This is a genomic window from Streptomyces candidus, assembly GCF_014207445.1.
GTDB lineage: Bacteria > Actinomycetota > Actinomycetes > Streptomycetales > Streptomycetaceae > Streptomyces > Streptomyces candidus.
Map to the genome: position 1 here is coordinate 61,664 of NZ_JACHEM010000004.1, position 22,110 is coordinate 83,773.

Consider the following 22,110-nt stretch of genomic DNA (forward strand, 5'->3'; position numbering starts at 1 on the left):
GTCGCCGCCGGTGGCTGCGGGTGCGGATGTGGCGGCGGGTCCCACTGCCCGCGCGCCGCCTGTACCTCCCGTGCCTCCCGTGCCGGGTGCGTCCGTGCTCACGCGTCGCCGTCCTCGCGCATCGGGACGCGTACGCCCTGGGCTTCGGCGGTCTTCTCGGCGATGTCGTAGCCCGCGTCGACGTGCCGGATGACGCCCATGCCGGGGTCGTTGGTCAGGACGCGGCGGATCTTCTCGCCCGCGAGCTCCGTGCCGTCGGCGACGGACACCTGGCCGGCGTGGATCGAGCGGCCCATGCCGACGCCGCCGCCGTGGTGGATGGACACCCACGAGGCGCCGGAGGCCACGTTCACCATGGCGTTCAGCAGCGGCCAGTCGGCGATGGCGTCGGAGCCGTCGAGCATGGCTTCGGTCTCGCGGTACGGGGAAGCCACCGAGCCGCAGTCGAGGTGGTCGCGGCCGATGGCGAGCGGCGCGGCGAGGGTGCCGTCGGCGACCATGTTGTTGAAGAGTTCGCCCGCCTTGTCGCGTTCCCCCTGGCCGAGCCAGCAGATGCGCGCCGGGAGGCCCTGGAAGTGGACGCGCTCGCCGGCCATCTTGATCCAGCGGTGCAGCGATTCGTTCTCCGGGAAGAGCTTGAGCAGTTCGCGGTCCGTCTTGTGGATGTCGGACGCCTCGCCGGACAGCGCGGCCCAGCGGAACGGGCCCCTGCCCTCGCAGAACAGCGGGCGGATGTACGCCGGAACGAAGCCGGGGAAGTCGAACGCGCGTGAGTAGCCCGCGAGTCGGGCCTCGCCGCGGATCGAGTTGCCGTAGTCGAAGACCTCGGCGCCGGCGTCCATGAAGCCGACCATCGCCTCGACGTGCCTGGCCATCGACTCGCGGGCCCGCTGGGTGAAGTCGGCCGGCTTCTCGGCGGCGAGGGCCGCCATGTCGTCGAAGTCGACGCCGACGGGCAGGTAGGCGAGCGGGTCGTGGGCGGAGGTCTGGTCCGTCACGATGTCGACGGGCGCACCTTCGGCGAGCATGCGAGGGAGGATCTCGGCGGCGTTGCCGAGGAGGCCGATGGAGAGCGGGCGGCGGGCGTCACGGGCCTCGACGGCGAGCTGGAGGGCGTGCTCCACGGAGTCGGCGCGTACGTCCAGGTACTTGTGCTCGATGCGGCGCTCGATGGCGCGCGGGTCGACGTCGACACAGATCGCGACGCCGTCGTTCATCGTCACGGCGAGCGGTTGCGCGCCGCCCATGCCGCCGAGGCCGGCGGTGAGGGTGATGGTCCCGGCGAGGGTGCCGCCGAAGCGCTTGGCGGCGACGGCGGCGAAGGTCTCGTACGTGCCCTGGAGGATGCCCTGGGTGCCGATGTAGATCCACGAGCCGGCGGTCATCTGCCCGTACATGGTGAGGCCGAGCTGCTCCAGGCGCCGGAACTCCTCCCAGTTCGCCCAGTCGCCGACCAGGTTGGAGTTGGCGATCAGGACGCGCGGGGCCCACTCGTGGGTCTGCATCACTCCGACCGGGCGGCCGGACTGGACGAGCATCGTCTCGTCCTGCTTGAGGGTCTTCAGGGTGCGCACCATGGCGTCGAAGGAGCGCCAGTCGCGGGCGGCCTTGCCGGTGCCGCCGTAGACGACGAGTTTGTCGGGGTGCTCGGCGACCTCGGGGTCCAGGTTGTTCTGGAGCATGCGCAGGGCGGCTTCCTGCTGCCATCCCAGGGCGCTGAGCTCCGTACCGCGCGGGGCTCGTACGGGTCGGGGTCCTGACATGGGTGCCTCCTGATCGCGGGCATGAGGTTGTTATTCACATCCTGGCCATCTGAATAGGTCTAGTCAACACCCGCGCCGACGAGTCCCAGGCCCGGCACGGGAACTTCGCGCCGCTCCCCGGGACTCGGCGGGCCGCCCGCTCGGCGCGAGCCCCCGGGCGTGACGGCCGCCTCGGCACCCCCTGCGGCGGACGCACGCGACACACGGGGGCCGACACACTAGTGCGGAACCTGCCCCTCCGTTGGAATATGCCGGAACTCACCGTTCCTGCACGGCAGTTGCGTAATCTCACCCCATCGAGCGAACCCGGAGAGGACCCGGGGAGGGGAGTTCTGCGTGTCCGGAATCGACGCGTGCCTGGTCGAAGCGATGCAGTTGCCCGGAGCACGCGGGGCGGCCCTCGTCGACTGGACCAGCGGACTCGCCCTGGGGACCGCGGGCGAGGCGGCGGGCGGAGACGGCGAGACCGCGGCCGCCGAGTCCGCCGAGCTGGCCCGGATGGCGGCGGAGCACGGCACGTTCGCCCCCGGGGGCGGCCAGGACAAGGGCCTGCCCGTCGAGGACGTCATCATCACCACCCGCACCGACTACCACCTCCTGCGGTACGTCGAGACCTCGTTCGAGAGCAGCGTCTTCCTCCACCTCTGGCTCGACCGCGACCAGGGCAACCTCGCCCTCGCCCGGCTGCGCCTCGCCGACCTCGCCGAACGGCTGGTACTGGGATGAGCACAGCGACCCTGGGGGACGCCTCGCCCTCCCTCTCCCCGATGCTCGCCCGGCTCGCCGAGGAACGCGCCACCGGCGCCCTGCTGCGCGACCACGGCACGCTCTACCTCCTGGACGGGCAGGTCGTGCACGCCGAGAGCCCCGCCGCCCCCGGCCTCGACGTGCTCCTCGCCGACCGGCTGCCCCGCGAGGGCTGGCAGGAGGCGTTCGACCGGGCGGGGCCGTACGGCAGGGTCGGCCGCTTCCTGGTCGACAGCGGGCGTCTCGCGGACGGCGAGCTCGAACTCGCCCACCTGGGAGCCCTGTTCGACGCGGCGTACTTCGCGCTCGCGCCGGGCAGCGGCCCGACCCGGTTCCGGCACGGCGTCGCGCACTGGCTGGGCCCGGTGCGGCCGGTCTCCGCACGCCTGGTGGCCCGCGAATGCCTGCGCAGGCGAGAACTGCTGGACACGCTGTGGCCGTACCCGGACACCGACAGCTCCCCCGTCGTACGCGAGGACCTGGACGCTCCCGCGCCCGTCACCCGGCGCCAGCGGGACGTGCTCGACCTGGCCGACGGGACGCGCACCCCGCCCGACATCGCGCGGGCGCTCGGCAGGCCCGCGTTCCACACGCTGATCGACGTACGGCGGCTGGCGGCGGCCGGCGCGGTGACGACGCCCCGCGAGGAGACCGGGCCGGCCCCCGTCGCCGTACCGCGCTGGGTGGCGGACGTGTCGCAGGACCCGGACATCGCCCTGCTGCGCAGACTCCGCAACGCACTGGAGGCCCTGTGACGACCGCGGGGGCCGCGAGGCCCCGCACGACCGCGAGAACGGAGAGGCATTCACGGTGAGACGCGCCCTTCGCACCCGGACCGTACGGGCCGCCGACAAGCGCACGGAGAGGAGGCCGCCGATGCCGCAGTCCAGACCTCCCGACCCGGAGGTCCTGGCGGAGCTCCGGCGGTTGCGGGCCCGCCTCCCTTCGCTGACGGGAGCCGTCGCCGCGAGCGTCGACGGCCTCGTCCTGGCCGGGGACACCGCACCCGGTGTCGAGCCGGAGGGCGTCGCGGCCCTCACCGCCGCCGCGCTCGGCGTCTCCGTGCGGCTCGCCGACGCCACTGGTCAGGGCGACTTCAGGGAACTCCTCGTGCGGGGCGCCGAAGGGTACGTCGCTACGTACGCCGCCGGCGGCTCGGCCGTCCTCACGCTGCTCGCCGAACCCCGCGTCAACGTGGGACGGCTGCACCTGGAGGCGCGCCGGACCGGCGCCCGCATCGGCGAACTCGTCGACCGTACGAACCGGACGCACCCGCCGCCCGGGACCGGCGCCACCGCCCCCACGACCCGCCCCGCGGAACCCGGCGCCTGAGCCACCACAGCCCTTTTTGACACACCCGTTCACCACACCGAAGGAAGTGCGTACCTCATGGCCAACACCGAAGCCGCCCTCAAAGAGATCATGACCAGCATCGAGGGGACCATCGGCGTCGCCCTCGTCGACTACACCAGCGGCATGGCCCTGGGCACCGCGGGCGGCAGCAAGGAACTCGACCTGACGGTCGCCGCCGCCGGCAACACCGACGTCGTGCGCGCCAAGGTCCGCACGATGGAGCACCTCGGCCTCAACGAGGACATCGAGGACATCCTCATCACCCTGGGCACCCAGTACCACATGATCCGGCTGCTCAGGGGGCGTGGCACCAACGGCCTGTTCCTCTACGTGGCGCTCGACAAGGGCCGCGCGAACCTGGCGATGGCACGGCACCAGCTCCGCAAGATCGAGAACGAGCTGGAGGTCTGAGGCGGCAGCGGGTGGGGCGCGCCCCGGGGCCCCACGCCCCACGCCCCACCCGTCACCTGAGCACCCCGAACGCTGCGGAGGCCCCGACAACCCCCGCAGCCCCACCGCCACCGGGGTGGCCCGTACGCCGACGTCACCGGGCCGTCCCCCGGCCCCCGCCACCGGGGTGGCCCGCACGCAGCGGTCGCCGGTCGTGCGCCTCCCCGGTGTCCCGCAGGTACCGCCCGCCGCCCCCGGTTCACTCCACGAACAGGCCGCGCGCGCTCGCCCGTGCGTCGAACTCCTCCAGCCGCGCCTGCGCCTGCGGCAGCCCGTCGCACATCGCCTCCAGCAGCACCCGCCCCAGCAGCATCGGCGCGCACGCCGTGTCGAAGGCGAGTCCGGTGCCGACCGCCGCCGGGATCAGCAGGTCGCTGTGCCCGGCCACCGGCGCGAACGCGGAGTCCGCGACCGTCACCACGGTCAGCCCCTGCTCCCGTGCGTAGGCCAGTGCCTCGACCACTTCCCTCGGGTGACGCGGCAGGGCGAAGCACAGGAGTACCTCCGCACCCGCCCGCCGGGCCGCGTCGATGCGGTCGGCGAGCATCGAACCGCCCTCGTCCAGCAGCCGCACGTCCGGGTGCACCTTCGCCGCGAAGTACGCGAAGCCGCGCGCCTGCGAGGACGCGGCGCGCAGCCCGAGCACGGGCAGTACCGCCGACGCGGCGAGGAGCCGGCCCGCCCGTTCGACGGGGGCCGGGTCGGCCAGCAGTTCGGCGAGGTGCCGCAGGTTCTCGATCTCCCCCAGCACCGCCTGCTGGTACTCGTTGTACGAGACGGCCTCCTCGTCGGCGGCGCTCGCGGGTGCGACCTCCCGCAGGTGCCTGCGCAGTGCCGGATACCCGTCGAAGCCGAGCGCGACCGCGAACCGGGTCACCGACGGCTGGCTGACCCCCGCCAGTTCCGCCAGCTCCACGCTGGAGAGGAACGGCACGTCGGCTGCCCCGCGCACCATGCTGTGCGCGATGCGCCGCTGGGTGGGCGTGAGCCGCCGCCCCTCGAAGAGCTGGTGAAGCCTGGCGGCGGGGCTGCTGTCGCTCATCCCGTCGTCTCCTGTCTCGGTGATTGCACGCTCGGGCGATTCCACCATCCGGTCCGTGTCGCGGTCCGGCCGATCCCACGATCCGGTCGGTGCGACGGCCCGGCACGTCACGATCCGGTCCGCGACCGGTTGCGGGCGGACCGGACCACGCAGATCTATTCATCCACCCGAAGTCCTGCATGACCATATACAGACCGTCCCGGGGGTGGGCCGCAGGGGGAAGACGGGGGTTAGCCCCAATGCCGGGGTCAACGGCGCTCCGTACCGTCGAAGCATGGAAGCATCCAGCCGGGCCCGCGATCCCGAGCTCAAGAAGGACCTGGACGCCACCGTGGACGCCCGCCGGGAGCTCGGGGCGGACTACGAGACGGCGCTGGTCGAATCGTTCCTGGAGAAGGTCGAGCAGCGGCTCGACTCCACGGTCGACCGCCGGGTGCGCCGGCAACTGGCCGAACAGCAGATGGCCGTCGCGCGGGACGCCTCCCGTCCCGCCAGGGCCTCGTCGGGGGACGGCGGGTTCGGCGAGAGGTTCGGGTTCGCGATCATCTCGCTGATCCTGGCGATACCGCTGTCCGCGATCGGGGTGGCGAACGCCGGCCTGCCGGGTCTGCTCGTCGCGTGGGCGGGCATCCTCGCCGTCAACACGGTGCACGCGGCAGGCGGGTGGCCCTGGCAGCCACCCGGTCGCGGCCGGGAGCGGGTGTCCGACTGGGAGGGCTGACCGCCGCCCGTCGACGCCCCGGCGGTACGCACCGCGGGCACCGCACGGAGCAGGCTGACGCGGGGACCGCCGCACCCCGGCTGCCCGGGGGCGGGACGACGGCGGTCCCCGCGGGGACACGGCCGCCCGGGGTCAGGACCGGGCGCTTGCGTGTCCGTGGCGTCCGCGGAGGTCCGGGAGCCGCTCCGGTGGTCCGTGACGCCGATGACCATCACTGTGCCGGGGGCATGTTAAGCGCGTGCTGCGCGAGCGTGTCCTGCCCGTACCGTTCGCACGAAGTCCGCGCCTCGCGCCTGCGCGAACTGCCGCCCCGCACCGCGCCCCGCCGGAAACCCCGCGGATCGCGGAACCGGAACCGTGCGGCCCTCTTCGCGGCTCCCGGCCGGGCCGGCACCGGAGCCTCGTCCGTCCTCCCGGCCGCGTCGGGCCCGGCCGGGAGGGCGGACGCCCGCTCACTGCTCCGGACGCGCCAGGTACGCCAGCAGGTCCTGCCTGCTCACCACGCCCGTCGGCTTGCCTTCGACCAGCACGATCGCCGCGTCCGCGCCGCCCTTGCCGCCGAGTACCGCCATCAGGTCCTCCACCGGCTCGCCGGAGCCGACCTGCGGCAGCGGGGCCGACATGTGCCTGTCCAACGAGTCGCCGAGCGAGGCACGTTGGGCGAAGAGCGCGTCCAGCAGCTCCCGCTCCACGACCGACCCGATGACCTCGGCGGCCATCACGTCCGGGTGGCCCGCGCCGGGCTTCACGATCGGCATCTGCGAGACGCCGTACTCGCGCAGCACCTCGATGGCCTCGCCGACGGTCTCCTCCGGGTGCATGTGCACGAGGTGCGGCATGGACCCGCCCTCCTTGAACTGGAGCACGTCGCCGACCCTGGCCGGGTGGTCGCCCTCGCCGAGGAACCCGTACGAGGCCATCCACTCGTCGCTGAAGATCTTGCTCATGTAGCCGCGTCCGCTGTCCGGCAGCAGAACGACCACGACGTCGTCGGGACCGAGCCGCTCCGCCACCCGCAGCGCGCCCACGACCGCCATGCCGCAGGAGCCGCCGACGAGCAGCCCCTCCTCCTTGGCGAGCCGGCGCGTCATCTGGAACGAGTCCTTGTCGGACACCGCGACGATCTCGTCCGTCACGCTCTTGTCGTACGCGGACGGCCAGAAGTCCTCACCGACGCCCTCGACGAGGTACGGACGCCCCGAGCCGCCCGAGTACACCGAGCCCTCCGGGTCGGCGCCGACGACGGTGACCTTCCCGCCGCTGACCTCCTTGAGGTACCGGCCGGTGCCGGAGATCGTGCCGCCGGTGCCGACGCCCGCGACGAAGTGGGTGATCCTCCCGTCCGTCTGCTCCCAGAGCTCGGGGCCGGTCGTCTCGTAGTGCGAGCGCGGGTTGTTGGGGTTGCTGTACTGGTCGGGCTTCCAGGCGCCCGGCGTCTCCTGGACCAGCCGGTCGGAGACGTTGTAGTACGAGTCGGGGTGCTCGGGGTCGACGGCCGTGGGGCAGACGACGACCTCCGCGCCGTACGCACGCAGCACGTTGATCTTGTCGAGGGACACCTTGTCGGGGCAGACGAAGATGCACTTGTAGCCCTTCTGCTGGGCCACGATCGCCAGACCGACACCGGTGTTGCCGGACGTCGGCTCGACGATGGTCCCGCCGGGCTTGAGCGCCCCGCTCTCCTCCGCGGCCTCGATCATGCGGACGGCGATCCGGTCCTTCACGGAGCCGCCCGGGTTGAAGTACTCGACCTTCGCCAGAACGGTCGCCTGAATGCCTTCGGTCACTCTGTTCAGCTTCACCAGCGGGGTGTTGCCGACGAGGCTGATCATCGAGTCGTGAAATCGCACGTCTTCTCCGGGGTCTCCGTGATGGTGCGGCCCAGCCTAGGCCCGTGCGGACCGCCCTTCCACCACTGGTATTCACCGTTCGGCGTGATTGAGCGACACCCGGTAACGGGCAGTTAGCAGGAGTACGGACAGACATCCGCACGGACGTTCCAGCGCGCAAGGTTCTTCGAGGAGGTGGCTGCGACTGTGTCGAGGGCGAGGGTGGCACGACGGATCGCCGCGGGCGCGGCGTACGGCGGCGGCGGCATCGGGCTCGTCGGGGCCGCCGCGCTCGGCCTGGTGATCGCCGAGGTGCAGCTGGCGAAACGGTCGGTGGGCGGCGGGGTCGCCCCGATCGCCCCACCGGCCGACGGGCTGTACGGGACGGCCTTCGCGGGCCGTACGGACCTCCCCGCGCTGCGCCTGGGCGTGCTCGGCGACTCCACGGCGGCGGGCCAGGGCGTACGGCGCGCGGGGCACACGCCGGGCGCGCTGCTCGCCTCCGGTCTCGCGGCGGTCGCCGAGCGTCCGGTGGAGCTGCGCAACGTGGCCCTGCCCGGCGCGATGTCCGACGACCTGGACCGCCAGGTCTCACTGCTCGTACGGGACCCGCTCAGCCCTCCGGACGTGTGCGTGATCATGATCGGCGCGAACGACGTGACGCACCGGATGCCTCCCACGCAGTCGGTACGCCATCTGGCCACGGCGGTCCGCAGGCTGCGCACCGCCGGTGCGGAGGTCGTCGTCGGGACCTGCCCTGACCTGGGCACGATCGAGCCGGTCTACCAGCCGCTGCGCTGGCTGGCCCGCCGGGTCTCGCGGCAGCTGGCCGCCGCGCAGACGATCGGCGTGGTCGAACAGGGCGGACGCACCGTCTCCCTCGGCCACCTCCTCGGCCCGGAGTTCGAGGCCAATCCGAGGGAACTGTTCGGCCCGGACAACTACCACCCGTCCGCCGAGGGGTACGCGACGGCGGCCATGGCCGTTCTCCCCACCCTGTGTGCGGCGCTCGGACTGTGGCCGGAATCCGACCGGCTGGACGGCTCCCGCGACGAGGGCATGCTGCCGGTGGCGCGGGCCGCGGCGGAGGCCGCGGCGGAAGCGGGCACGGAGGTCACGGGCGCCCGCGCCCCGTGGGCCCTCCTCAAGCACCGCAGGCGCCGCCGCATCCCGGCGGCCCCGGACCCGGCCCAGCCGTCGTCGGCAGGACACTGAACGAAGCCCCGTGTCGCGGGCGGGGCGCGCCCCCGCCCGCCCACTCACCCGCCCGCAACCCTCCGCCCAAGCCCCGCCGCCACCTGAGCGCCCGCTTAGAATTGCGGCCCGCATCACACCGCCCACCCGGTGACCCCACCCGGTACGGACCGGTAACTTCGAAACAAGCCCGCCCAGTTCACTCGCCCCCGTATCCCCAGGAGCCCCGATGCCCGAAGCCGTCATCGTCTCGACCGCCCGCTCCCCCATCGGCCGCGCCTTCAAGGGCTCGCTCAAGGACCTCCGCGCCGACGACCTCACCGCGACCATCATCCAGGCCGCCCTCGCGAAGGTTCCCGAGCTGGACCCGCGCGACATCGACGACCTGATGCTCGGCTGCGGCCTCCCCGGCGGCGAGCAGGGCAACAACCTGGGCCGCGTCGTCGCCGTGCAGATGGGGATGGACCACCTCCCCGGCTGTACGGTCACCCGCTACTGCTCCTCCTCCCTCCAGACCTCGCGGATGGCACTGCACGCCATCAAGGCGGGCGAGGGCGACGTCTTCCTCTCGGCCGGCGTCGAGATGGTCTCCCGCTTCACCAAGGGCAACTCCGACTCGCTCCCGGACACGCACAACCCGCTGTTCGCCGACGCCGAGGCCCGTACCGCGGCCGTCGCCGAGCAGGAGGGCGCCACCTGGCACGACCCCCGCGAGGACGGCCTGGTGCCCGACGCGTACATCTCCATGGGGCAGACCGCGGAGAACCTGGCCCGCCTCAAGGGCGTCTCGCGCCAGGAGATGGACGAGTTCGGCGTCCGCTCGCAGAACCTCGCCGAGGAAGCGCTCAAGAACGGCTTCTGGGAGCGGGAGATCACGCCGGTCACCACCCCGGACGGCACGGTCGTCAGCAAGGACGACGGCCCGCGCGCCGGCGTCACCCTGGAGGGCGTCCAGGGCCTGAAGCCCGTCTTCCGCCCCGACGGCCGGGTCACCGCGGCCAACTGCTGCCCGCTCAACGACGGCGCCGCCGCCCTCGTGATCATGTCCGACACGAAGGCCGCCGAGCTGGGCCTGACCCCGCTCGCCCGCATCGTCTCCACCGGCGTCTCGGGGCTGTCCCCCGAGATCATGGGCTACGGTCCGGTCGAGGCCAGCAAGCAGGCGCTGAAGCGCGCCGGGCTGACCGTCGGCGACATCGACCTCGCGGAGATCAACGAGGCGTTCGCCGCCCAGGTCATCCCGTCCTACCAGGACCTGGGACTCGACCTGGACAAGGTCAACGTGAACGGCGGCGCCATCGCGGTCGGCCACCCCTTCGGCATGACCGGCGCCCGCATCACCGGCACGCTCATCAACAGCCTGCAGTTCCACGACAAGCAGTTCGGCCTGGAGACGATGTGCGTCGGCGGCGGCCAGGGCATGGCCATGGTCATCGAGCGCCTCAGCTGATCACGCCGCACCACCACCGCACGGCCGACGACGCCGGCACCACGGCGGCACGACAGCCGTACGACCGCACCACCACGGGGCGCCTCCGGCACGCAAGCCGGGGGCGCCCCCGTGTGGAACAGCTCACGAATCCCCCCAATCAGCGCGCGCGCCGCTTCCGCGAAGCGCACAATCGACTGAGCGCACCGGAGCACCACACGCTCCCCCGCGCCCCGTGAACCGCCTCGCGTCCCTGCCGTGACCCAATCTCCCCCAGGATGTGACCTGTCTCCCCGGGGAACCGGATTCCCGCAGGTCAAAGCTGTACGGGAGCAAATGGCCAGGACCAAAGACCTGTCCGTTTCATGACGTTATGCACTGACGGCGAGCAGAGGCACACGGGAAGCTGAGGTAGGAAGTCCGGGGGATCGGTCGGGGGACCGATGCCGTCAGGGCGCACCCGCACGGAGCGCCCGGGGGATCGCAACGAATTCAGGAGTACGTCAGTGAGCGCCATGTCTGTTGCCCTGCTGCTCGCCACCACTGCCACCGCAGTCGTGGGCGGCGCCGTCCTGCACACCGTTCGCGGACTCCACCAGGAGGTTGCCGCCCTGCGCGCCGAACGTGCGGCCGACCGCATCCGGGCCGCCGAGCTGCGGCACCGGGACGCGCTCGCCGCACTCCCCCACCAGACCCGTACCAGCGAGTCCCCGCTCACCCCGGCCGCCGAGATACGGGCCGCGGTGAGCGAGGCGCTGGCCGAGGAGCGGGAGCGCGAGCTGGCCGAGGCGAGGGCGTTCTGGGCCGCGCAGGAGGCCCGTGACGCCGCGGACGCCCCGTCGCTGCTCGGCGGCCTCACCGGCACCGAGGACCTCTCGTACTACCTGCCGGGGACGAACGACTTCCTGGCGGCCGACTTCGCGACGGCCTTCGAGGACGGCGAGTTCCACAAGCTGCTGGAGCGCGCCCAGGAACGGGTCGACGCGGAGGACGCAGCCGAGGACGACGAGGACGAACTGCTGGAGGACTCCGCCGAACTGGCCGCCGCCCGCCGCCGCCACCCCTCGCACCCCGACTTCGTCCCGCGTCCGGCGAACGGCTCCGTCGACCACGACTCGACGATGCGCCGCCTGGAAGAACTGGCCGCGGAGCGCGTGATCCTCTCCGACATCCGTCCGGGCCCGCTGGGCACCCTCGACGTGTACGTCTTCACCGACGGCACGACGCTGGGCATGACCCCCGGCCACCGCGAGACGGCGGAGCTGCTGGGCCAGGCGCTGCGCGACGGGAAGCCCCCGGTGCTGATGGGCGGCTCCAGCCTGTCGGGCGCGTACGCACTGACCTTCTCCTGCGGCGACGAGAGCGTCTACATCCTCGCGGACCGCGTCATCGCGTCGTCCCCGGAATAGCCGGACGCCCCAGGGCCCCTACAGCCTCTTCTCCACCGCCTCCACCAGCGCCACGGCCTCGTCCAGGGAACCGGACGGGGCCGTTCCGATGACCAGCGCCAAATCTCTCCCGGCGACAGCCAGTTGATCGGCGACGGCGAAGACCCCCGCGTCCCGCAGTTCGGCCGGCTGCCGCCCGGGGAACTCGATCCGCTGTGCCCGCAGCGCGAATTCCCTGGCCAGCGCCAGCGCTTCGGCGGCGGCGCCGCGCCGCAGTCTGCTCTCGGGGAGGGCCCGCAGCCGGTCGGTGAGCCGCTCCAGGGCGGTCAACAGGGGTGTCGTATCAAGCACGTCGCGACCCTACGCGCCTCCCCGGGCCTGTTGCCAACGGGCGAACGCTCAGGCACGGTGGCGTGAAGGACCAGCACGCGCAACGCCTCCGGAGGCGCCGATGTCCCAAGTCTTCTCCGAAGAGACCCACCGCAATCTGCTCTCCCGCATCCCACAGTGCACCGGTCGTGAAGTGTCCGACTGGCTGCGCGCCGTCGACGACGGCCCCTCCCTCTTCCGCTTCGAGGAAAAGGTGAGCTGGCTCCGCAGCGAGCACAACCTCGCGCACGGTCACGCCAAGGCGATCATCCACGAGTACGACCTCAGGCGAGCCGCCCGCAAGTTCCGGTAAACGGGCACACCCCTCCGACAAGGACCCCCGCCCCTACTCACCCGACCCCTCGACACGCGAAAGGGCCCGCAGACCGCCGAAAACGGTCTGCGGGCCCTTTCCGTACGCCGGGCCTGCTAGTCGTCGCCGCTCAGGATCGCGACGAGCCGCAGCATCTCCAGGTAGATCCACACCAGGGTCATGGTGAGGCCGAAGGCCGCCAGCCAGGACTCCTCGCGGGGAGCGCCGTAGGCGACGCCGTCCTCGACCTGCTTGAAGTCCATGGCGAGGAAGAACGAGCCGAGCAGCACGCCCACCACGCCGAACAGGATGCCCATGCCACCGCTGCGGAAGCCGAGGCCGTCACCGCCGCCGAACACCATGAACAGCAGGTTCACGGCGGTGAGCACCATGAAGCTGATCGCGGCGATCATCACGAAGCGGGTGAAGCGGGCCGTGACCCGCACGATGCGGGTCTTGTACAGCACGAGCATGGTGGCGAAGACCGCCATCGTGCCCAGCACCGCCTGCATGGGCGCGCCGGGCACCCACTGGTTGACGTAGTTGCTGATCGCGCCGAGGAAGAGGCCCTCGAAGCCGGCGTACGCCAGGATGACCGGCGGCATCGGCTTGCTCTTGAACGCCTGGATCAGGCCGAGCACCATCGCGACGAGCGCCGCGCCGATGGCCAGACCCAGACCCATGTCGGTCACCCAGGCGACGGTCGCGCCCGCGACCACGACGCCGAGCGTGATCGCCGTACGGGTGACGACGTCGTCCATCGTCATCACGCTGCCGCGCGGCGGCGCCACTGGGGCGCCGTACTGGTCCTGCTGTGCGTACGGGTTCGTCGCGTACGGGTTCTGCGCGTCCTGGGCGTACGGGTTGCCCTGAGTCCCGACGGCGGGGCCCCCGGCCTGCGGCTGCTGCGCGTTGAAGCCCGCGTAGCCGTTGTCGCGGCTGAACCCCCGTCGCGAGAAGACCGGGTTGCTGCTCCTCATCTCACTCCTCCATGGCCACCGTGTGCGACCTTGCTGTCAAGAGTAATGGGGTCGCAAAGAAAGCACCCCTGTACCAGAGGAGGATCTTTCCCCCGGATCATGAACAACGCACGACGGACCCGGGATGTTCCACCCTCCCGCGGGACCCCCCGCCGGGCGGACGTGTCCCCGGCCGGGCTTTTCGGCGGGGGCCTGAAGGAGGGTGCGCGAATGTGCCCGGAACCGGACTCGAACCGGTACGCCCCCGAGGGGCAGCGAGGTTTAAGCTCGCCGTGTCTGCATTCCACCATCCGGGCAGGCCGCGCGGCCGCGACAATGGCTCAGAGCCTATCCGCAGAGGTCGCCCGAACAGCGGGGGATCGATCCAACGCTGTCTTATTTTATGGGCGCTTGATGGAGCGTCAGTACACGGACCAGGTCATCGGCACATGCCGGGGCGGGTACGGAGGCGTACCGTCCGGTGTCGGAGCGTGCACGGGATTGACGGAAACTCGACGTCTTGTGCCCAGGTGGCGGACTGTCCAGCGTCCGGGAACGCCCTCAGGGTCGCCGTCATACCTGAGGAGGACCGCGGTGGGCGCGGGTCAGACCCGAGTCGGCCCCCGGAACGGGCACGCGGACTGATTCGGGAACGTAAAAGCGACGTGAGGATGGGAAGCGTCCCCCCGAAGCGTCTCGACAGGAGCACCACCGTGACCACGTTCCCCCACGCCACGCACCGCACCACCACGGTCGCCGCCCGCGCCACCGAGCTGTCCAAGGTCTACGGACACGGAGAGACGCAGGTCGTCGCGCTGGACCGGGTGTCGGTGGAGTTCCGGCAGGGCGAGTTCACGGCGATCATGGGCCCGTCGGGTTCCGGCAAGTCGACGCTGATGCACTGCGTGGCCGGGCTGGACTCCTTCTCCTCCGGGTCGGTACGCATCGGCGACACCGAGCTCGGGACGCTGAAGGACAAGCAGCTCACCCAGCTGCGCCGGGACAAGATCGGCTTCATCTTCCAGGCGTTCAACCTGCTGCCGACGCTGAACGCGCTGGAGAACATCACGCTGCCGATGGACATCGCCGGCCGCAAGCCCGACCAGGCCTGGCTGGACAAGGTCATCGAGATGGTCGGCCTGTCCGGCCGCCTCAAGCACCGCCCCTCCGAGCTGTCCGGCGGTCAGCAGCAGCGCGTGGCCGTGGCCCGTGCACTGGCCAGCCGGCCGGAGATCATGTTCGGCGACGAGCCGACCGGAAACCTGGACTCGCGCTCGGGCGCCGAGGTACTGGGCTTCCTGCGCAACTCCGTTCGCGAGCTGGGCCAGACCGTGGTCATGGTGACGCACGACCCGACGGCCGCCTCCTACGCGGACCGCGTGATCTTCCTGGCCGACGGCCGGGTGGTCGACGAGATGCTGCACCCCACCGCGGACGGCGTCCTGGACCGGATGAAGGACTTCGACACCAAGGGCCGTACGAGCTGATCCGCCGCCCTCGCGCCGCGCCCCGTTCCGTACTCGCCACACTCTCCCCCAGGACGTAACCGCCATGTTCCGCACCGCCCTGCGCAATGTGCTCGCGCACAAGGCCAGGCTGCTGATGACCGTGCTCGCCGTCATGCTCGGCGTCGCCTTCGTCTCCGGCACCCTCATCTACAGCGACACCCTCCACAACGCCTTCCGCCAGCAGTCGAGCAAGGGGCTCGCCAACGTGGCCGTCGGCGTCACCGACCACGGCAGCCGCTCGGACGCCGCCGAGAAGCGGCCCGGCCTCAGCCAGGCCCAGCTCGACAAAATCGCGGCCTTGCCCGGCGCGGACACCGCCACCGGCGTCGTCAGCGGCTTCGCGGGAGCCGCCGACCGCGACGGCAAGCTCATCGCGCAGGGCTGGTCCAACAGGGGCGGCAACTTCTTCCCCGGCGAGGACGGCCAGGACCGGCGCTACACCTTCACCGGCGGTCACGGCCCGGCCGGCCCCGGGGAGATCGCCCTCGACCGCGGCACCGCCGACAAGGGCGGCTACAAGGTCGGCGACAAGGTGCGCGTCGCCACCAACCGGCCGGTGAAGGAGTACACCCTCAGCGGTGTCTTCACCTCCGACCAGGGCGACGTCAACGCGGGCGGCAGCCTGGTGCTGTTCGACACGCGGACCGCCCAGGAGCTGTTCCTGAAGCCCGGCTACTTCGAGTCGGCCACCGTGACCGGCAAGCCCGGCGCCGACCAGGAGGCCATGCAGGAGGCGATCATTCCGCTGGTGTCCAAGGACGCCACCGTGCAGACCGGCCGGCAGCTCGCCGCCGACGAGGAGCGCAACCTCGCGGAATCGACGAAGACGCTCACCCAGATCCTGCTGGGCTTCGCCGGGATCGCCCTGTTCGTCGGAGTCTTCCTGATCTCCAACACCTTCACCATGCTGGTCGCCCAGCGCACCAAGGAACTCGCGCTGATGCGCGCGGTGGGCGCGTCCCGCAAGCAGATCACCCGGTCGATCCTGGCCGAGGCCGGCATCGTCGGCCTGATCGCCTCGGTGATCGGCTTCGCCCTCGGTCTGGGCATGGCCGCGGGGCTGAGCCCGCTGATGGACGCCATGGAGGCCCAGCTTCCGTCCGGTCCGCTGATCGTCGGCGCGACGCCGGTCCTCGCCTCGCTGGCCGTCGGCGTACTGATCACGATGTTCGCCGCCTGGCTGCCCGCCCGCCGGGCCGCGAAGATTCCGCCGGTCGCCGCAATGAGCAGTGTGCACGCCACCCCCTCCGTGAAGTCCCTGGTGGTACGGAACGTCATCGGCGCCCTCGTCACGGGCGCGGGCGCGGCGACCGTCGTCGGCGGCGCGGCCCTGGGCAAGGACACCGGCCGGATGCTGATCGGCGGCGGCGCGTTCCTGGCCCTGATCGGCGTCATCATCCTGATCCCGCTGCTGTCGCGCCCGGTGATAGCCCTGGTCCGCCCGCTGCTGGACGGGGTGTTCAAGGTCTCCGGCAAGCTGGCGGGACTGAACTCGGTCCGCAACCCGCGCCGTACCGGTGCCACCGCCTCCGCGCTGGCCATCGGCCTCACCCTGGTCACCGGGCTGACCGTGCTCGGCGTGACGATGGGCCGGGCCATCGACAAGCAGACCACGGACGTCGTCAAGGCCGACTACATGGTGACCATGGCGAACCAGTCCTCGATGGACAAGTCCGTCATCGAGGCGCTCGCCGGGGCGAAGGGCGTGACCGCCTCCTCCCCGCAGCAGTTCGCGTCCCTGGAGGGCTCCGACGACTCGTTCCTGAACGCTGTCGGCGTCACCCCGGGCGACGTCGAGCGCGTCCTGAACCTCAAGGTGGTCGAGGGCTCGCTGAGCGGTCTGGCGCGCGGTGAGATCGCCATCGACGAGAAGGCCGCCGCGAGCAAGGGCTACCGGGTGGGCCAGACCCTGGACATGGCCTTCGAGGACGGTACGAAAACCAAGCTCACCATCGGTGGCATCTACGGCAGCAACGAGTTCGTCTCCGGCGCCATGATCGACACCGGGATCCTCAGCCGGCACACCCCCGAACCGCTGTTCTACTCGGCGTACGTCGCCATGGACGGCGGCCCGACCGCGGCCAACGAGCAGTCCCTCGTCGACTCCCTGGGCAAGAACCCGGCGATCGTCGTGATGGACAGCAACGACATCCGCAACCAGTTCGGTGGCATCGTCAACCAGATGCTCAACATCATGTACGGGCTGCTCGCCATGGCCCTGATCATCGCGGTCCTCGGCGTCGTCAACACCCTCGCGATGTCCGTCTTCGAGCGGCAGCAGGAGATCGGCATGCTGCGGGCGATCGGCCTGGCGCGCAGCAAGGTCAAGACAATGATCCGTCTGGAGGCCGTGGTGATCTCGGTGTTCGGCGCGGTGGTCGGCGTGGTCCTCGGTACGTTCCTGGCCTGGGCGATCGGGCAGACCGTCAAGGACCAGATCACCGGCTACTCGCTGGTCGTCCCGTGGGACCGGATCGGCATCTTCCTGCTGCTGGCGGCTGTCGTCGGCGTCCTGGCCGCCATGTGGCCGGCCCGCAGCGCGGCGAGGCTGAACATGCTCAGCGCCATCAAGGCCGAGTAGCCCGCCCCGGCGGCAGGGGACACGGGGGCGGCCCCCACGACGTGACACACACGTCGTGGGGGCCGCCCCCGTTCGTACGGGGCCGGTCAGGAGCCCTCGCGTACGCGGGTCAGGAGCCCTCGCAGAAGGTCATGATCTCCGTGTGGTTGGCCTTGAACTGGTCGTAGAGCGCCGCGTTGTCGATCTTCAGCAGCGTCTCGTCATTGGCGCGCAGCGCCGCGTACGAGTAGTTGTGGCTGCCCGTGAAGACCAGCTTGCGGCCGGTCCTGCCCTCGTACGTGCCGTTGATCAGAACGTACTTGGAGTGCAGGCCGACCTTGCGGTCGCCGACGCTCTCCGCGCACTGGACACGTTCGGTCATCTTCCCGGCGACGATGCCGGACACGTCGTCACTCATCGACGTGCCGCCGTCGTTGGCGAGGATCACCTTGCAGCCCGCCGACTTCATCGCCACCAGCTTCTCGGCGACCTCGCGGCGCGAGAAGAGGTTCGCGGCCATCCGCACCTCGGTGCCTGCCCCGCAGTCGACGTTGCCGAGGATGAGGGAGACCGTGTCGGTGGAGGCGTCGTCGTTCCACGGCTTCCCTGCGGCTTCCTTGCGCGGGAAGAAGTACGTCTTGTACGCGCCCGCCGTCGGCGTCCGGTAGTAGTCGTTGTTCACCTGACGCTTGGCGAGGTCGGCGAAGTAGTCGCGGTAGACGCCGTAGAGCCCGGCGTCGACGATCGTCACCGCGTTGTTGAAGTAGTCGGTGCGCTGGGTGCTGGTCATGTTGGCCGAGGACTGCACGACGACGCTCTTGCTGCCGCCGGTCTCGGAGAACAGCCAGAACTTGTTGTGGTTGATCGAGCCGTCGTCCGGCTTGGAGGGCATCAGCACGCGGTCGCCGATGCAGCCGCGGTTGACGCCGCAGTTCGTCACGTAGGAGCCCTTGGACTGGTCCGTGCCCAGGGCTGCCTTCAGCGCGGCGTACTGGCCGCCCTCGCCGGTCGCCGCGTTGTCGACGACGATCCGCACGTCGACGCCGCGCCGCTTGGCGTCCGCGAGGGCGCCGGAGACCTGGGTGTCGGTGAACGAGTAGAGCCCGGCACTGATGGTGGAGCCCGCCGCCGCCCCCTCGATCAGACCCTTCACGTGGTCGCGGATGCGGCTCTGGGCGGCGCTGTCGCCGGACGGGTCGTTGAACGTCGCGGTCGTCGTCACCGCTGCCGCCTGTGCCTCGCCCGGCACCCCCGCATGGGCGGTGACCGGCACCGCGAGGGCGAGCGCGGCGGCCCCCGCTCCCCATGTCCACATCCGTCCGGCCCGCGTGTGCTTGCTGTGCTGCACGCCCCGTCCCCTCTTCTCGCGTGTACGTACGTGACGGAGCCCCGCGCCCGGTCCGCGGGGGCCAGGCACGGAGCTCCGCGAGAAATCAACGTATCGTCACACCATCGGACTTGGGACCGCCCCCTTCAGTCGGTCACTCACTCCTCCCGTTCCACACACGGGTCCGGAGCGGCATGCGGGACACACCGGACGGGCCGGGCCTGACGGCCAGCACCTGGTTGACGCCGATCGTGTTGTGCTCGAAGGAGAGCGCGGAGGCCGCCATGTAGAGCCGCCAGACCCGGGCCCGGCCCGGGGTCACCGTCCGCAGCGCCGCGTCCCAGTTCTTCTCCAGGTTGGCGACCCAGTGACGCAGGGTCAGCGCGTAGTGCTCGCGGATCGACTCGACGTCGCGCACCTCGAAACCCGCCTGCTCCAGCTGCCCGACGGTACGGCCCAGCGGAGCGAGTTCCCCGTCGGGAAAGACGTAGGAGTCGATGAACGGGTCGACCTGGTACGTCTCCTCGTCCGGGACGGGGCGGCGGGCGATCTGGTGGTTGAGCAGCCGGCCGCCCGGCTTCAGCAGGGCGTACAGGTCGGCCGCGTACTCGCCGTACTGGACCGCCCCGACGTGCTCGGCCATCCCGACGGAGGCGATCGCGTCGTACGGTCCGAATGGGGCATCCCCTGCTCGAGCGGAGCCGAGAGCTTGGGGAAGCACGTCGCGGTAGTCCTGGACGCGGATCTCGACCCGGTCGGTGAGGCCCGCCCCGGCGATGCGCTCGCGGGCGAAGGCGGCCTGTTCGGTGGAGAGCGTGACGCCGGTGACCCGGACCCCGTACGTGCGGGCCGCGTGCAGGGCCAGGGAGCCCCAGCCGCAGCCCACGTCGAGCAGCCGCTGCCCGGGCCGGAGGTCGAGCTTGCGGGCGATCAGGTCGAGCTTGTCGTGCTGGGCGTCCTCGAGAGGGGCGGTGGGGTCGGAGAAATAGGCGCAGGAATAGACCATGGAGGGGCCGAGGACCAGGGAGTAGAAGTCGTTGCCCACGTCGTAGTGGTGGCTGATGGCCTCCTTGTCCCGGCGTTTGCTGTGCGGCCGGCCGGTGTGGCGGCGCAGTTCCTCGGGGGGCGGGGGCGGCGGCGGGAGCGGACCGCCCAGCCTGAGCAGAGCGCGGGCGGCGGCCCGTTTCCTGCGGTCGAGGACCGGGTGGACGGTGTCGCCGCCGTCGTCCTCGCGCTCCCAGATCAGGTCGGCGAGCTTGTCCAGGGCCTCGTACAGGTCCCCTTCGAAGTCGATCTCACCGGCCACCCAGGCGCGGGCGAGCCCCAGCTCCCCGGGCTTCCAGAGCAGTCGGCGCAGGGCCCGGCGGCTCCGGATCACGAGGACGGGGGCGCCGGGCGGTCCCGCTTCGCTGCCGTCCCAGGCGCGGATGCGGACGGGGAGCGGGGTGGCGAGGAGATCCTCGGCAAGAGTGGTCAGCCGCTGCGCGGCATCGGCCATGGTGCTCACCTCCGTGACGTACGACGTGGAGCTACGTACTGGGATTAACACCGGAGCCGGGCCGCCGCATCCCCGAATCGCCGCACGGGACGACGGAGCACGTGGCGGAAGGACGCACCGGCGACCGCGGGCACTTCGTGGCGGGAACGCCGGAGGGGCCGCCCGCACCACGGATGGCGGGCGGCCCCTCCGGATGGGGCTGCGACAGCTGGAACGCGTTACTGGTGAAGCGTCAGGAAGCCTTGGCCCCGGTCTTCTTCGGCTCGGCCGCGGCCGGCACCTTCACCGCGTCGGCCGGGGCCGGGGCGGGGCGGGCGGCCTCGTAGAACTCCTCGCGGGGAGTCTCGATGGCGCCCAGCGAGACGACCTCGCGCTTGAGGAACATCCCCAGCGTCCAGTCGGCCAGTACGCGGATCTTGCGGTTGAACGTCGGCATGGCCATGCCGTGGTAGCCGCGGTGGGCGTACCAGGCGAGACGGCCCTTGAGCTTGATCTTCATCTTGCCCATGACGATCATCGCGACGCCCTTGTGCAGGCCGAGACCCGCGACGGCGCCCTTGTTGGCGTGGCTGTACTCCTTCTGCGGGAAGCCCCGCATGCCGGAGACCACGTTGTCGCCGAGGACCTTGGCCTGGCGCAGCGCGTGCTGGGCGTTGGGCGGGCACCAGGCGTTGGGGTTGCCGTTCTTGCGGCCGACCAGGTCCGGCACCTGGGCGTTGTCGCCCGCGGCCCAGATGTAGTCGGTGCCCTGCACCTGGAGGGTGGCGGCGGTGTCGACGTGACCGCGCGGGCCCAGCGGCAGGCCGTAGCGGGAGAGCACCGGGTTGGGCTTGACGCCGGCGGTCCACACGATGGTGCTGGAGTCGACCTCGACGCCGTTGTTCAGCTTGACGTGGCCGTCGATGCAGGAGTCCATGCCGGTCTTGAGGTAGACCTCGACGCCGCGGCTCTCCAGGTGCTTGCGGCCGTACTCGCCGAGCTTGGGACCCACCTCGGGAAGGATCTTGTCGGCGACGTCGACGAGCAGGAAGCGCATGTCGTCGCGCGAGACGTTGCTGTACTGCTTGGCCGCGTCGCGGGCCATGTCCTCGACCTCGCCGATGGTCTCCGCGCCTGCGAAGCCACCGCCGACGAAGACGAAGGTGAGCGCCTTGCGGCGGACCTCCTCGTCGGTCGTGGAATCTGCCTTGTCGAGCTGCTCGATGACGTGGTTGCGCAGGCCGATGGCCTCCTCGACACCCTTCATGCCGATGCCCTGTTCGGCGAGGCCGGGGATCGGGAAGGTACGGGAGACCGCGCCGAGCGCGACGATCAGGTAGTCGAAGGGCAGCTCGTAGGCCTCGCCGACGAGCGGGGAGACCGTGGCGACCTTGCGGTCCTGGTCGATGGTGGTGACCCGACCGGTGAGCACCTCGGCCTTGGGAAGGACGCGTCGCAGTGGTACGACGACGTGCCTCGGCGAGATGTTGCCGGCGGCGGCTTCGGGCAGGAAGGGCTGGTAGGTCATGTACGAGCGGGGGTCGACGACCGTGACGGTCGCTTCCGCATAGCGCATCTTCTTGAGAATGCGCTTTGCCGCGTACAGGCCTACGTACCCACCGCCTACTACGAGGATCCTGGGACGCTCCGTGGTGCTCATGCAATCGAGTATCCACCCCGT

19 protein-coding genes and 1 tRNA gene are annotated in these 22,110 nt (G+C 71.1%); 11 read left to right on the top strand and 9 right to left on the bottom strand.

Annotated elements, in window-relative coordinates; all coding sequences use genetic code 11:
• Positions 1-98 precede the first annotated feature (98 nt).
• On the bottom strand, positions 99-1,763 hold the full coding sequence (hutU, locus tag HNQ79_RS09045; protein WP_185028900.1) for a urocanate hydratase: 1,665 nt from the start codon (positions 1,761-1,763) through the stop codon (positions 99-101).
• Positions 1,764-2,099: 336 nt separating this feature from the next.
• Here hutU and HNQ79_RS09050 point away from each other — a divergent pair, with 336 nt between their 5' ends.
• The 4 genes from HNQ79_RS09050 (at position 2,100) to HNQ79_RS09065 (ending at position 4,274) form a co-directional block, all read left to right on the top strand.
• Positions 2,100-2,489 carry a roadblock/LC7 domain-containing protein gene (locus HNQ79_RS09050; RefSeq protein WP_185028902.1) on the top strand — a complete coding sequence of 130 codons (390 nt, stop codon included), beginning with the start codon at positions 2,100-2,102 and terminating at the stop codon, positions 2,487-2,489.
• Entirely contained in the window at positions 2,486-3,265 is a 780-nt protein-coding gene (locus HNQ79_RS09055) for a transcriptional regulator (protein WP_185028904.1), read from the top strand. Before HNQ79_RS09050 ends, HNQ79_RS09055 begins: the two co-directional genes overlap by 4 nt.
• A 121-nt stretch (positions 3,266-3,386) precedes the next feature.
• On the top strand, positions 3,387-3,842 hold the full coding sequence (locus tag HNQ79_RS09060; RefSeq protein WP_185028906.1) for a roadblock/LC7 domain-containing protein: 456 nt from the start codon (positions 3,387-3,389) through the stop codon (positions 3,840-3,842).
• Positions 3,843-3,899: 57 nt separating this feature from the next.
• Positions 3,900-4,274: a hypothetical protein gene (locus HNQ79_RS09065; RefSeq protein WP_185028908.1), complete on the top strand. Its 375-nt coding sequence runs from the start codon at positions 3,900-3,902 to the stop codon at positions 4,272-4,274.
• A gap of 238 nt (positions 4,275-4,512) precedes the next feature.
• Here the strand turns inward: HNQ79_RS09065 and HNQ79_RS09070 are convergent, their stop codons facing one another.
• Positions 4,513-5,355 carry a MurR/RpiR family transcriptional regulator gene (locus HNQ79_RS09070; protein WP_185028910.1) on the bottom strand — a complete coding sequence of 281 codons (843 nt, stop codon included), beginning with the start codon at positions 5,353-5,355 and terminating at the stop codon, positions 4,513-4,515.
• Positions 5,356-5,629: 274 nt separating this feature from the next.
• Between HNQ79_RS09070 and HNQ79_RS09075 the strand changes: the two genes are divergently transcribed.
• Positions 5,630-6,076 carry a hypothetical protein gene (locus tag HNQ79_RS09075; RefSeq protein WP_185028912.1) on the top strand — a complete coding sequence of 149 codons (447 nt, stop codon included), beginning with the start codon at positions 5,630-5,632 and terminating at the stop codon, positions 6,074-6,076.
• A 452-nt stretch (positions 6,077-6,528) separates the two neighbouring features.
• On the opposite strand, the gene HNQ79_RS09080 is transcribed toward HNQ79_RS09075, so the two are convergent.
• On the bottom strand, positions 6,529-7,926 hold the full coding sequence (locus tag HNQ79_RS09080) for a cystathionine beta-synthase (protein WP_185028914.1): 1,398 nt from the start codon (positions 7,924-7,926) through the stop codon (positions 6,529-6,531).
• 201 nt (positions 7,927-8,127) lie between these two features.
• Here HNQ79_RS09080 and HNQ79_RS34445 point away from each other — a divergent pair, with 201 nt between their 5' ends.
• The 3 genes from HNQ79_RS34445 (at position 8,128) to HNQ79_RS09095 (ending at position 11,937) form a co-directional block, all read left to right on the top strand.
• The gene (locus HNQ79_RS34445; RefSeq protein ID WP_185029539.1) at positions 8,128-9,120 is read left to right on the top strand and encodes an SGNH/GDSL hydrolase family protein; all 993 of its coding nucleotides are present in this window, start codon (positions 8,128-8,130) and stop codon (positions 9,118-9,120) included.
• A gap of 208 nt (positions 9,121-9,328) precedes the next feature.
• Positions 9,329-10,549: an acetyl-CoA C-acetyltransferase gene (locus HNQ79_RS09090; RefSeq protein WP_185028917.1), complete on the top strand. Its 1,221-nt coding sequence runs from the start codon at positions 9,329-9,331 to the stop codon at positions 10,547-10,549.
• 494 nt (positions 10,550-11,043) lie between these two features.
• Positions 11,044-11,937, top strand: coding sequence for a hypothetical protein (locus HNQ79_RS09095; protein ID WP_185029541.1), 894 nt, complete (start codon positions 11,044-11,046; stop codon positions 11,935-11,937).
• Positions 11,938-11,955: 18 nt separating this feature from the next.
• On the opposite strand, the gene HNQ79_RS09100 is transcribed toward HNQ79_RS09095, so the two are convergent.
• A complete protein-coding gene (locus HNQ79_RS09100; RefSeq protein WP_185028919.1) occupies positions 11,956-12,267 on the bottom strand; it encodes a hypothetical protein in 312 nt (103 codons plus the stop codon).
• Between the two features lie 100 nt (positions 12,268-12,367).
• Here HNQ79_RS09100 and HNQ79_RS09105 point away from each other — a divergent pair, with 100 nt between their 5' ends.
• Positions 12,368-12,598, top strand: a complete 231-nt coding sequence (locus HNQ79_RS09105; protein ID WP_185028921.1) for a DUF4287 domain-containing protein — start codon at positions 12,368-12,370, stop codon at positions 12,596-12,598.
• Between the two features lie 116 nt (positions 12,599-12,714).
• On the opposite strand, the gene HNQ79_RS09110 is transcribed toward HNQ79_RS09105, so the two are convergent.
• Both HNQ79_RS09110 and HNQ79_RS09115 read right to left on the bottom strand, forming a co-directional pair.
• Positions 12,715-13,578 (bottom strand): Bax inhibitor-1/YccA family protein, encoded by an 864-nt coding sequence (locus HNQ79_RS09110; RefSeq protein WP_185028923.1) that lies wholly within the window; start codon positions 13,576-13,578, stop codon positions 12,715-12,717.
• Positions 13,579-13,791: 213 nt separating this feature from the next.
• A tRNA-Leu gene (locus tag HNQ79_RS09115) sits at positions 13,792-13,874 on the bottom strand.
• Positions 13,875-14,270: 396 nt separating this feature from the next.
• On the opposite strand from HNQ79_RS09115, the gene HNQ79_RS09120 reads away from it, so the two are divergent.
• Together HNQ79_RS09120 and HNQ79_RS09125 are read left to right on the top strand one after the other, a co-directional pair.
• On the top strand, positions 14,271-15,044 hold the full coding sequence (locus tag HNQ79_RS09120; protein WP_185028925.1) for an ABC transporter ATP-binding protein: 774 nt from the start codon (positions 14,271-14,273) through the stop codon (positions 15,042-15,044).
• 64 nt (positions 15,045-15,108) lie between these two features.
• Positions 15,109-17,646, top strand: a complete 2,538-nt coding sequence (locus tag HNQ79_RS09125; protein ID WP_185028927.1) for an ABC transporter permease — start codon at positions 15,109-15,111, stop codon at positions 17,644-17,646.
• Between the two features lie 109 nt (positions 17,647-17,755).
• Here the strand turns inward: HNQ79_RS09125 and HNQ79_RS09130 are convergent, their stop codons facing one another.
• From HNQ79_RS09130 to HNQ79_RS09140, 3 genes are all read right to left on the bottom strand, one after another.
• Positions 17,756-18,973, bottom strand: a complete 1,218-nt coding sequence (locus HNQ79_RS09130; RefSeq protein WP_185028929.1) for a phospholipase D-like domain-containing protein — start codon at positions 18,971-18,973, stop codon at positions 17,756-17,758.
• Positions 18,974-19,106: 133 nt separating this feature from the next.
• The gene (locus HNQ79_RS09135) at positions 19,107-20,450 is read right to left on the bottom strand and encodes a class I SAM-dependent methyltransferase (protein WP_185028931.1); all 1,344 of its coding nucleotides are present in this window, start codon (positions 20,448-20,450) and stop codon (positions 19,107-19,109) included.
• Between the two features lie 232 nt (positions 20,451-20,682).
• Positions 20,683-22,089 carry an NAD(P)/FAD-dependent oxidoreductase gene (locus tag HNQ79_RS09140; protein ID WP_185028933.1) on the bottom strand — a complete coding sequence of 469 codons (1,407 nt, stop codon included), beginning with the start codon at positions 22,087-22,089 and terminating at the stop codon, positions 20,683-20,685.
• Between the last annotated feature and the right edge of the window lie 21 nt (positions 22,090-22,110).

Coding starts and splice junctions, on each gene's coding strand:
- HNQ79_RS09110 (WP_185028923.1), bottom strand. CDS start 13,578: ATGAGGAGCAGCAACCCGGTCTTCTCGCGACGGGGGTTCAGCCGCGAC.
- HNQ79_RS09095 (WP_185029541.1), top strand. CDS start 11,044: ATGTCTGTTGCCCTGCTGCTCGCCACCACTGCCACCGCAGTCGTGGGC.
- HNQ79_RS09060 (WP_185028906.1), top strand. CDS start 3,387: ATGCCGCAGTCCAGACCTCCCGACCCGGAGGTCCTGGCGGAGCTCCGG.
- HNQ79_RS09075 (WP_185028912.1), top strand. CDS start 5,630: ATGGAAGCATCCAGCCGGGCCCGCGATCCCGAGCTCAAGAAGGACCTG.
- HNQ79_RS09065 (WP_185028908.1), top strand. CDS start 3,900: ATGGCCAACACCGAAGCCGCCCTCAAAGAGATCATGACCAGCATCGAG.
- HNQ79_RS09070 (WP_185028910.1), bottom strand. CDS start 5,355: ATGAGCGACAGCAGCCCCGCCGCCAGGCTTCACCAGCTCTTCGAGGGG.
- HNQ79_RS09135 (WP_185028931.1), bottom strand. CDS start 20,450: ATGGCCGATGCCGCGCAGCGGCTGACCACTCTTGCCGAGGATCTCCTC.
- HNQ79_RS09105 (WP_185028921.1), top strand. CDS start 12,368: ATGTCCCAAGTCTTCTCCGAAGAGACCCACCGCAATCTGCTCTCCCGC.
- hutU (WP_185028900.1), bottom strand. CDS start 1,763: ATGTCAGGACCCCGACCCGTACGAGCCCCGCGCGGTACGGAGCTCAGC.
- HNQ79_RS09055 (WP_185028904.1), top strand. CDS start 2,486: ATGAGCACAGCGACCCTGGGGGACGCCTCGCCCTCCCTCTCCCCGATG.
- HNQ79_RS09125 (WP_185028927.1), top strand. CDS start 15,109: ATGTTCCGCACCGCCCTGCGCAATGTGCTCGCGCACAAGGCCAGGCTG.
- HNQ79_RS09140 (WP_185028933.1), bottom strand. CDS start 22,089: ATGAGCACCACGGAGCGTCCCAGGATCCTCGTAGTAGGCGGTGGGTAC.
- HNQ79_RS09090 (WP_185028917.1), top strand. CDS start 9,329: ATGCCCGAAGCCGTCATCGTCTCGACCGCCCGCTCCCCCATCGGCCGC.